The sequence below is a fragment of the Paenibacillus xylanivorans genome (assembly GCF_001280595.1).
In the GTDB taxonomy this organism is placed as follows: domain Bacteria; phylum Bacillota; class Bacilli; order Paenibacillales; family Paenibacillaceae; genus Paenibacillus; species Paenibacillus xylanivorans.
Map to the genome: position 1 here is coordinate 223,539 of NZ_LITU01000036.1, position 10,005 is coordinate 233,543.

The following is a 10,005-nucleotide window of genomic DNA, read 5'->3' on the forward strand; positions in this document are numbered from 1 at the left end:
CAATATGCAGCTTATATCTTTATCTCACCGTAAGAAGACACTCAATTCTTTATATAAAGAATTTCTCCAATTTATCTCTTAAACATGCGAAAGCGAGGAATATTCATGCCACAAGTTGTGACCAAGCCGAACAACCGCCAGCTTGCCTTTGATGATATGCGCATCTCGGTATATGCGGATCGTATTCTGGAAGGACTGGACATGCTGGACAAGGAACGTCTGGTACGCGGGGTAAACAGCAAGCTCCGTCGTGATGAAGTTACCGGAGACGAGATCAGTAACGCTTTTATGATGAGCGGACTGGAACTGGTAACGAAGGAAGAGCCTAACTGGAAATTTGCAGCCGCACGCTCCCTGCTTACTTCCCTTTACAAGAAAGCGGCCACCAACCGCAGATACAAATCTTACCCGGAAGAGCCTTACGGCGCTTTCCACCCGCTTCTTGTGGATCTTGTGAAGAAAGGCATCTACCGCGAAGAACTGCTGGAATGTTACACCAAAGAGCAGATTGACGAACTTGCTGAATGCATCGACTACCGTAACGATCTGTTGTTCGACTACATCGGCTTGCTCACACTGGCAGAACGTTACCTCGCTCACGATTTTGACGGAAAGGTCATGGAATTGCCTCAAGAGCGTTACATGGTTATCGCGATGTACCTGATGCATCAGGAGCCTGCGGAGAGACGTATGGATCTCGTTAAGGAAGCTTACTGGGCAATGAGCAACATGTATATGACGGCAGCTACACCTACGATGTCCAATGCGGGCAAAAAAGTGGCTGGACAACTCTCCAGTTGCTTCATTGATACCGTGGATGATTCCCTTGAGGGCATCTTCGATTCCAATACAGATGTAGCTCGTCTTAGCAAAATGGGCGGTGGCATCGGCGTTTACCTTGGTAAAGTCAGAGCTCGCGGTTCGGACATCCGGGGTCACAAAAATACAAGTTCTGGCGTAATCCCTTGGATCCGCCAACTGAATAACACTGCGGTCAGCGTAGACCAGCTTGGAACACGTAAAGGTGCGATCGCCGTTTATCTGGACGTTTTCCACAAAGACATTCTGGCCTTCCTCGATCTGAAGCTGAACAATGGTGACGAGCGGATGCGTGCGCATGACGTATTCCACGGCATATGCCTGCCTGACCTGTTCATGGAACGGGTAGCCAGCCGCGGTGAATGGAGCCTGTTCTGCCCGCATGAAACGAAGAAAGTCATGGGCTGGAAAGACGAGAATGGTCGCCCACTCGGACTGGAAGATTTCTATGACGAGTCCGTTGGCGAAGGCGCGTTCCGTAAGAAATACGAGGAAGCGGTGAACCACCCATTGCTATCCCGGATCACGGTTCAAGCGATTGACATCATGAAACGTGTCATGAAATCCCAACTGGAAACGGGTACGCCTTACATGTTCTACCGTGATACCGTCAACCGTTCGAATCCGAACAATGCACACGGCATGGTGTACTCTTCCAACCTTTGCACCGAAATCATGCAGAACCAATCTGCAACGGTAGTTGAAAAGGAAGAGCTCGTAACCAAAGATGGACAAACCCGCATCGTCATTTCCAAAGTGCCGGGCGATTTCGTAGTCTGCAACCTGAACTCCATTCACTTGGCACGTGCCGTGCCTCATGATGTATTGGAGCGTCTGGTACCGATTCAGGTTCGTATGCTGGACAACGTTATCGACATCAACAACATTGAAGTACTGCAAGCCCAATACACCAACAGTCAATACCGTGCGGTTGGTCTGGGAACATTCGGACTCCATCACCTGCTTGCTCTTAAAGGCATTCGGTGGGAATCGGAAGAAGCTGTCACTTATAACGATAATCTGTATGAAAAAATTAACTATCTGCTCGTGAAAGCCAGCATGGAGCTGTCCAAGGAAAAAGGACATTATCCTAAATTCCAAGGTTCCGATTGGCAAACAGGCAAATACTTCGACCAACGGGATTACACGTCAGGTGAGCGCGTTGGCGAATTCGTTACAACTGAACAATGGAAAGAACTGCAAGCCCAAGTACAACAAAACGGTGTACGTAACGCCTGGTTGTTCGCCATTGCACCAAATGGTTCAACGTCCATCATCGCCGGCTCAACAGCCAGCATTGATCCGCTCTACGAACTGTTGTCCTATGAAGAGAAAACGACATACAAGATTGCCAACCCGGCACCTGACCTGTCCGAAAAAACGATCTGGTACTACAAAACAGCGTTCATGGTGGATCAACACGCTTCCATCAATATGGCCGCTGCCCGTCAGCGCCACGTCGATCAGGGTCAAAGTTTCAACCTTTATGTTCGTCCGGATATCAAAGCAACGGAATTCCTGGAACTGCACCTGCATGCCTGGAGAGCCGGTATTAAATCGACTTATTATGTCCGCAGTCGGGCATTGACTATTGAAGAATGCGATTCTTGCGCAAGCTAATGTTTATCGTGATGCTGAAAGCTCACTAGATCTACGATGACTACCAGGGCATCCTGTTTTGAATGCAAAATGGCGTTGCCCTGGTACTTTTTTGCCCAAAACACGATCACAACATCATGAGATGTTGATATAGATGCCACATTACAGCCCCTAATATATAAGTTGAAGTATTATTACAGTGTAAATTCATTCAAGGAGTGAACGGATTATGCAATTGCAGAAAATTTTCAATACCGAAGCGCCTAACCAGTCTACCCGTATCATTGAAGGGGAATGCTCAGGCATTCTGAACTGGAACGATATTCGTATGCCTCATATGTACAAGCTGTACAAAGTACTGCTGCTCAACCACTGGATCGCGGATGAAATTCCAATGTCCAAGGATGCTTCCCAATTTGCCCAGTTGGATCCGGAAGAACAGCGTACATTCAAAGTCAACATCTCCCTGCTCGCTGTACTGGACTCCATGCAAACGATGTTTGTGGGTGACGTGAAACGTTATTTCACCGATTCCTCGCTCGAAGCGATCTCGGCAATCATCGGACAACAGGAAGTTGTACACAACCAATCGTACTCCTACGTTCTGTCCTCCATCGTATCTGATCGGGAGCAAAAGGAAATTTTTGAATACTGGAAACATGATCCAGTGCTGCTTGACCGTAACCGGTTCATCGCCGACATCTACCAGACCTTCCGGGATAACCCGTCTCCACAGACGTTCTTCCAAGCCATGGTAGCTGATTTGGTACTTGAAGGTATCTTCTTCTATAGTACATTTGCCTTCTTCTACAACCTGGCCCGTGACCAGAAAATGATGGCAACCAGCCAAATGATCTCTTATATTCAGCGCGACGAGAACCAACACTGCTACTTCTTCGCTGAAGTGTACAAACAGTTGCTGGTCGATTTCCCTGAACTGAACACTCCAGAGAACATGGACTATGTATACAAAACGATCAATCGTGCCGTTGAACTCGAAACCAACTGGGCACACTACACCCTCAGCAACGTACGCGGAATTGACTTGAACGAGTTGGAAGACTACATCAAGTATATTGCTAACAAACGTTTGCGCCTGATGGGCATGGAAAAAGCATACGAAGGCGTGGATGTCAACTGCATGCCTTGGATCAAACCTTTCTCCGATGAAGCACTTAATGCTACGAAAACAGACTTCTTCGAAGCCAAGTCCCGTAACTACGGCAAAGTCGGCGACGATAACGGATTTGACGATCTGTAAGCTGATTGATCAAGTAAACGCAACATAAAACAAATACTCAACACTCCCTTCTTGGAATGTCTTAATGGCTTTCTGCTTGTGGGAGTGTTTTTTTCTATATGACTGAACAACTGGATAGGATACTATACCCATCCATCTTGCGAGCTTGTAAGATATAATGGAACTAGGTTCACATTCCCTTATTGAAATGAGGCATAGTGATGGAAAAAGAACTGCTGGAACAACTAAACAAGTGGCATGAACAGGACGAGTTCAATCTCATTATTGAACGTATTCAAGATATCCCTGAACCGGATCGGGATTATGAGCTCATTGGGCAACTATCCAGAGCGTATAACAATGAAGGGCGCTACCGTGAGGCTGCCCAACAGTTACTAGCCATTAATAAGTACGGTACAAGCGACCCTCTCTGGCAGTACCGTTTGGGTTACGCTTATTATCATATGGCAATGTATGAACAGGCGCTCCAAGCATTTGAGATGGCAAACGAGCTATTACCCCATGACGAATCAACCATCGAATTTCTTGAATGGACACGGCCCAAAGCTGAAAAAATGCAACAGGATCGACTGCGCCACCAAGAGATATTGTTGGAATTGGAGCAGAGTGGCAGGCTAAACCACCTTAGAGCCGCTTCCGGGTCCTACGATCCGGTTTCCTTCTGGGAACAGAGTGAATATGCATTAGAAAGTTATGTATCTCCACCTTTTGACGAAGAGTTGATCCAAACCATTGAACAGGAGCTAGGCTACCAATTACCTGCCTCCTACATCCAGTTAATGAACACACAGAACGGCGGAATCCCTGCACACACCGTTTTCCCAACCAATGAAGCCACTTCATGGGCTGAGGACCACATCGCCATTACGGGGATAATGGGCATTGGACGGGACAAATCCAATACACTAGCCGGAGAATTTGGAAGTCGCTTCATGATCGAAGATTGGGGATACCCTGATCTCGGTATCGTCATCTGTGATTGTCCGTCTGCCGGACACGATGTGGTGATGCTGGATTATCGATTCTGTGGCCCAGAAGGCGAACCTGCTGTGGTTCATGTGGATCAGGAAGACGATTATGAGATTACATATCTGGCACCTAATTTTGAAGCTTTTATTCGCGGACTGGTTGATGCTGATACGTTTGAAATGTCTGACGAAGAGAATGAAGACTGAAATCGCAGGAGGGGCTTATGACAACTCGTATATATTTTGGCTCCAATAAACTTGGTGAGATTGAGGAAGCATCGTTGCAAAAGGCGCTTCATGATTTCAATCTGGGAACGCTTATGGATTATAAGCGAACCGATGAGGGTGTGATGGGTCAGACCCTTCTTATTCGCTCTTCAGAGGGAGAATATATTCTGAAAGGTAACCCGTTATATGCAGGACAACTCCAGGAAGAGCAATTTTTCGTAGAACAGCTCATAAAGCACACCAATATTCCTGTACCTAATCCATATTTGCTGCATGAAGATACCGACATGTTGGGCTGGAGTTATGCCATTATGCCCCGATTACCCGGGATGCACCTGCATGACCCGTTTTTACAGGCCTCACTGTCACAGGAGGATCAGGAGAATATCGCTACGATGCTTGCCCATTCCTTGGCAGAACTGCACCGTTGGAAGGTCCCTGACGCCGGAGAGTATGATCCTGTAGCGAAGCAGATCGTTCCCTTTGCGGGCAAATATCTGGACTGGCTGTACGGGACAATCCATCACTGGCTACAGGATGCTGCAAAGTACTCTGTGATAACAGATGAAGATATACAGTGGGTGGACGAGCAATTAAAAAACGCTGAATCTGCATTCCAATCGCTGCCTGTTCCCGGATTTGTGATGGGAGATTTCAAAGCGGAGAACTTCCTGATTCACAAACATGGTGATCTTGCTTCGGAATGGGAGATTAGTGGTCTGTTTGATTTTACGACGGCCTATTTTGGAGACGGCACAGCTGACCTAACCAAAATGACAGCCATGTATATACGCGAAGGCCAACCCGAGCTTGCCAAACGATTCCTTCACGGTTACCGGGATGTTGTCTGCGCAGCAGATACGGAGCGATACCATCACTTTGCCACACGTCTTAGGGTGCATCTGCTCTATCAACGCATTTTGTTATGGGGTGAATGCAAAGCAACAGGTCGAGTGACCTGGGCAGCGGATATGCCTTTTGCACATTGGGCGGAGCAGTACATGGATTCGGTTGTTGCTTTGCTGGATTAGCACACCAAAAAACCGCCAGAAAGATGAGATATCTCTCCTTCTGGCGGTTTTTCTCAAACGATGAATCTATATTTATATAGGTAATACGCCCATATGAGTTACGGTTGTGCGACCGGTGCTTCCTGATGCTTCTGCAAAAACTCCAGCATCCGCCGGTAAACGAGAATCTCATTCGTTTTTCTGGAGAAGCCATGGCCTTCATCATCCAGAACGATGTATTCTACGTCTACCCCTTTCCCCTGCAACGCAGCCACAATCTGATCGGATTCCGCCTTCACGACCCTTGGATCATTGGCCCCCTGAATGACAAGCATCGGGTTCACCATCTGGTCCAGATACGTAATCGGTGAATCCTTCGTTAAGCGTTCGCGGTCACGGACCGGATCACCCAGCCAGTTATCCATCATCGGCTTCCAGTCTTCTGGTACGGATTCCAGGAAGGTAAACAGGTTGCTTGGCCCAAAAATATCAACCGCAGCCCGGAACAATTCCGGGTGACGTCCTGCCAGCAGCAAGGTCATATACCCACCGTAACTGCCCCCCACCACGAACAGACGATCCAGTGACGAGATACCCTCGTCAAACAGCCAGTTTATACCGGCAACGCAGTCCAACCTTGGGCCCTCGCCCCAATCTCTCTCAACCATTTTGCCAAACTCGGCGCCATATCCAGTGCTTCCCCGGAAGTTCGGAGCAAAAATATGATAACCCTGAGCCAGCAGCATTTGGAACATCGGACGGAAGAATTTCGCTTCCGATGCCTGTGGCCCGCCATGCGGCCAAAATACCGTGTAACCATTAGCCTGCTCCGGCTTCGCTTTGAAGAAGAGCGCTTCGATCTCCAGTCCGTCGTAGGAGTTATATCGAATAACATCCGGGTAGACAAGATCACTCGGATCAAGCCCTGTTACGCGATTGGCAGTCAACGGTTCCCATGATTCACTACCTGCCATCAACCGATAGATATTATGCGGTTGGACTGCTCCACGCCCCGAGATGTACACGTTGCCAGCCTTGGTGACCGTCACATGTTCTACGGTATCCAGCGGCATATCAACACGCCGAGGCTGCTCGGTGCCTTTGTCCAACGTGTACATCCGATTCTCGGGACCTGTAAACGTCCAGAAGTATAACGTCTCTGAGGCCTTGTGCCAGCGGATGATATCCACGTCTTCTCCCTCTATTTTGCACAGAGGACGAAATTCATGAGTGTCCAGTCGGTATTCCGCCACATAGGAGTACGCTTCGTTATCGTTCGTAATCATCAGAAGACGACTGTCATCTGCAAATAGGACATCCGTAACCTGACTCTGTCGCTCCGAGACAGGCAGGATCGATTCAATCTCACCATTACGATGCAGATGTGCCGTCTGATACGTATTGGAATACATCTTCACAACAACAAAGCTCTTCTCGTTGGAACTTACCGCAATCAAGCTGCTCGTTACTTCTTCTCCGCTGTATAAAAGGACATCCACCCCCGACTCCAGGTCGATTCGGCGCGAATTGAGATAATTCGGGTTATCCCTGCTTGTTATATAATATAGTCGTTGACCATCTTCGGACAGATGGGAGTAATAACAACGGTCATTCGGTTCCGCAGGTACAATCGGGAACGGAACACCACCTTCGGGCTTAATGGCATACAGATGATAGTTCTCGTCTCCATCCCGATCGAACGCCGTGAGAATATGACGTCCTTCTGGGTCTGGTTTGATAAACTGGCTGCTCTGATTCAAATACGTCAAAGGATACGGGTAGCCACCCGGCAGATCCATCGCCCAGATATTGGGCTGGCCGTTCAGATTGCTGTCAAAAAACAAACGTTTCTCGTCGGCTGATACGGCAAAATGGGAAATCCGATACGTCTGGAAATACTGTTCTACATCCGGTTTGGGAAACTGAATCATGACAAACCTCCTTGAGTATGAATGAAGTATCAAACAGTGGTAAATTAAGGGTATATTTGTCCATATTATATGCACATCCATTGTTTGTACAATAGATATGGCATATTTTTTTCCATTTTAGGTTAATCAATTACGTATAAAAGGTCATATGGGGCTTATCTTCGCGATAATAGTCAAGTCTCTGCTTCATAGTTCCGGTATGTAGCTCGAACAGGTGGCCATCCGGGTCGGTAAAATAAACGGATAATGCATCCTTCGGATCACGTGGTCTTCCAGGAAGGATGTCAGCCCCGGCAGCTCGCAGCTGCTGCACGGACTCATCGAATTCCTCTTCTTTTACGGTAAAAGCAATATGTGTATACGTTCGTTCCGTATAGTTGCGAATGACGTCTTCCTGATTCAAAGCGATCCACAAACCGGCAAGTTCGAAATACGCGAGCTTCCGGCCTTTCACTTGAATACGGGCACCGAGAGCCTGCTCATAAAAGGTAATGGACCGTTCCAGATTGGATACGGAAAAGCACAGATGATTAATCCCTTGAATATTCATTTGGCTCCTGACACCTCCACATTTTAGTAACCTGTTGCAATAGCTACATCCTTATTATGGTATATTTTGCGCCAAAAACAAATGCCCTTCTTCCTCCTGTCGCACCTTCTTCTGGGCGAATGCATAGTTTAGGCGTATGAACGAACGTGCGAGGAGGATGTAAAACGAATGAATCCTGTCTATCCTTTTTACGGTGAGAAAACGGTGTGCAAGGAACAAAAGCTGGCTTTTCCACCCCAGCATCAGGACCAGCAGCCCGGTCTGGAAACTCTGATGGTGCCTGAACCGATCAGCGAAGATCCTGCCTATATCGGCAGCTGCAAGCTGGAAGGCAAAGTGGCAATTATTACCGGTGGTGACAGTGGTATCGGCAGAGCGGCAGCCATTGCTTTTGCCAAGGAAGGTGCAGATATCACCATCGCTTATCTATATGAACGGACCGACGCCGAAAGGACGCGTGATCGGATTGAAGAGCTGGGGCAACGGTGTCTGTTGATCGAGATTGATCTGCGGTTGAAAAAAAACTGCGAGGCTGTTATCCGTACGACCATGGAAACCTTCGGAAAGATCGACGTTCTGGTCAACAATCATGGCGTGCAATACGTACAGCCGAGCATTGTAGATATTACGGAAGAGCAGCTGTACCATACGTTCCAGACGAATGTGTTTGCCTACTTTTTTCTGATTCAAGCGGCTCTCCCGCATCTGTGCAAAGGAGCATCCATCATCAATACGGCTTCCATTACGGCCTACAAAGGTGAAGTGCAGCTGATCGATTACTCTTCCAGCAAAGGGGCTGTAGTCTCTCTGACTCGTGTACTCGCCAAATCGCTCGCTGCTCAGGGCATTCGTGTCAATTGCGTCGCACCCGGACCGATCTGGACACCGCTCATTCCTTCCAGCTTCTCCGCTGAAGATGTGCAGGTATTTGGAACCGAGACACCGATGGGCCGGGCAGGCCAGCCTTATGAACTTGCGGCTGCCTACGTCTATCTCGCTTCCCGCGATTCCTCTTACGTCACCGGGGAGTGCATTCATGTCAATGGCGGCGACATGGTAACGACCTAGTCATCTGGGAACACCTCAAATCTTTGATAAAAATCGACAATGGCTCTGATATAAATGCAGCTGTATCATCTGTCCACGGGCCATGTCAGGTTGGATTTCGCGTTGCAGCAGGAAATCACGTCCCCTGTTCCGAAGAGGGTTAAGAGTATTGATCCGGCAAGCCGGAACCTGACATCTTGCGACAAGGAGCTGAACAACCTGATGAACTACGATCCACTCTACCAACCTTATCCGTCTTATCGTGTGCCCGTTTATGCCAAACAAGGCATGGTCGCCACTTCACAGCCTTTAGCAGCGCAAGCCGGTCTGGATGTGTTAAAGAAGGGCGGCAATGCCATTGATGCCGCTATCGCAACTGCTGCTGCACTAACCGTGCTGGAGCCAACGTCCAATGGCATTGGAGGTGATGCCTTTGCCCTCGTCTGGACCGGGGGCAAGCTGCATGGCCTGAATGCCAGTGGGCCTGCGCCTCAGAGTATATCGATTGAGGCGCTCAAGGCGGCAGGCCATTCGGAGATGCCGAAGCTTGGGGTCGTCCCGGTGACGGTGCCTGGCGCACCGGCGGGTTGGG

General features: G+C 48.5%; 8 protein-coding genes. 6 read left to right on the forward strand and 2 right to left on the reverse strand.

Annotated features, from left to right (window positions below):
• Window positions 1–105 precede the first annotated feature (105 nt).
• The 4 genes from AMS66_RS05115 (at window position 106) to AMS66_RS05130 (ending at window position 5,906) form a co-directional block, all read left to right on the forward strand.
• Window positions 106–2,439, forward strand: a complete 2,334-nt coding sequence (locus tag AMS66_RS05115; RefSeq protein ID WP_053779760.1) for a ribonucleoside-diphosphate reductase subunit alpha — start codon at window positions 106–108, stop codon at window positions 2,437–2,439.
• A gap of 208 nt (window positions 2,440–2,647) precedes the next feature.
• Window positions 2,648–3,679 (forward strand): ribonucleotide-diphosphate reductase subunit beta, encoded by a 1,032-nt coding sequence (locus tag AMS66_RS05120; protein WP_024632189.1) that lies wholly within the window; start codon window positions 2,648–2,650, stop codon window positions 3,677–3,679.
• Window positions 3,680–3,879: 200 nt separating this feature from the next.
• The gene (locus AMS66_RS05125; RefSeq protein ID WP_053779761.1) at window positions 3,880–4,854 is read left to right on the forward strand and encodes an SMI1/KNR4 family protein; all 975 of its coding nucleotides are present in this window, start codon (window positions 3,880–3,882) and stop codon (window positions 4,852–4,854) included.
• 17 nt (window positions 4,855–4,871) lie between these two features.
• Entirely contained in the window at window positions 4,872–5,906 is a 1,035-nt protein-coding gene (locus AMS66_RS05130) for a phosphotransferase family protein (protein WP_053779762.1), read from the forward strand.
• Between the two features lie 98 nt (window positions 5,907–6,004).
• Here the strand turns inward: AMS66_RS05130 and AMS66_RS05135 are convergent, their stop codons facing one another.
• Entirely contained in the window at window positions 6,005–7,816 is a 1,812-nt protein-coding gene (locus AMS66_RS05135) for a S9 family peptidase (protein ID WP_053779763.1), read from the reverse strand.
• Between the two features lie 130 nt (window positions 7,817–7,946).
• Complete coding sequence (fosB, locus tag AMS66_RS05140) at window positions 7,947–8,366, reverse strand: metallothiol transferase FosB (RefSeq protein ID WP_053779764.1); 420 nt, start codon at window positions 8,364–8,366, stop codon at window positions 7,947–7,949.
• Between the two features lie 168 nt (window positions 8,367–8,534).
• Between fosB and AMS66_RS05145 the strand changes: the two genes are divergently transcribed.
• The gene (locus AMS66_RS05145; RefSeq protein ID WP_053779765.1) at window positions 8,535–9,434 is read left to right on the forward strand and encodes a glucose 1-dehydrogenase; all 900 of its coding nucleotides are present in this window, start codon (window positions 8,535–8,537) and stop codon (window positions 9,432–9,434) included.
• A gap of 201 nt (window positions 9,435–9,635) precedes the next feature.
• On the forward strand, window positions 9,636–10,005 hold a 370-nt coding region (locus AMS66_RS05150), incomplete at its 3' end, for a gamma-glutamyltransferase (protein ID WP_181014089.1).

Excerpts from the sequence above, each read along its gene's own strand:
- AMS66_RS05115 (WP_053779760.1), top strand. The coding sequence starts at position 106 with ATGCCACAAGTTGTGACCAAGCCGAACAACCGCCAGCTTGCCTTTGAT.
- AMS66_RS05120 (WP_024632189.1), top strand. The coding sequence starts at position 2,648 with ATGCAATTGCAGAAAATTTTCAATACCGAAGCGCCTAACCAGTCTACC.
- AMS66_RS05125 (WP_053779761.1), top strand. The coding sequence starts at position 3,880 with ATGGAAAAAGAACTGCTGGAACAACTAAACAAGTGGCATGAACAGGAC.
- AMS66_RS05130 (WP_053779762.1), top strand. The coding sequence starts at position 4,872 with ATGACAACTCGTATATATTTTGGCTCCAATAAACTTGGTGAGATTGAG.
- AMS66_RS05135 (WP_053779763.1), bottom strand. The coding sequence starts at position 7,816 with ATGATTCAGTTTCCCAAACCGGATGTAGAACAGTATTTCCAGACGTAT.
- fosB (WP_053779764.1), bottom strand. The coding sequence starts at position 8,366 with ATGAATATTCAAGGGATTAATCATCTGTGCTTTTCCGTATCCAATCTG.
- AMS66_RS05145 (WP_053779765.1), top strand. The coding sequence starts at position 8,535 with ATGAATCCTGTCTATCCTTTTTACGGTGAGAAAACGGTGTGCAAGGAA.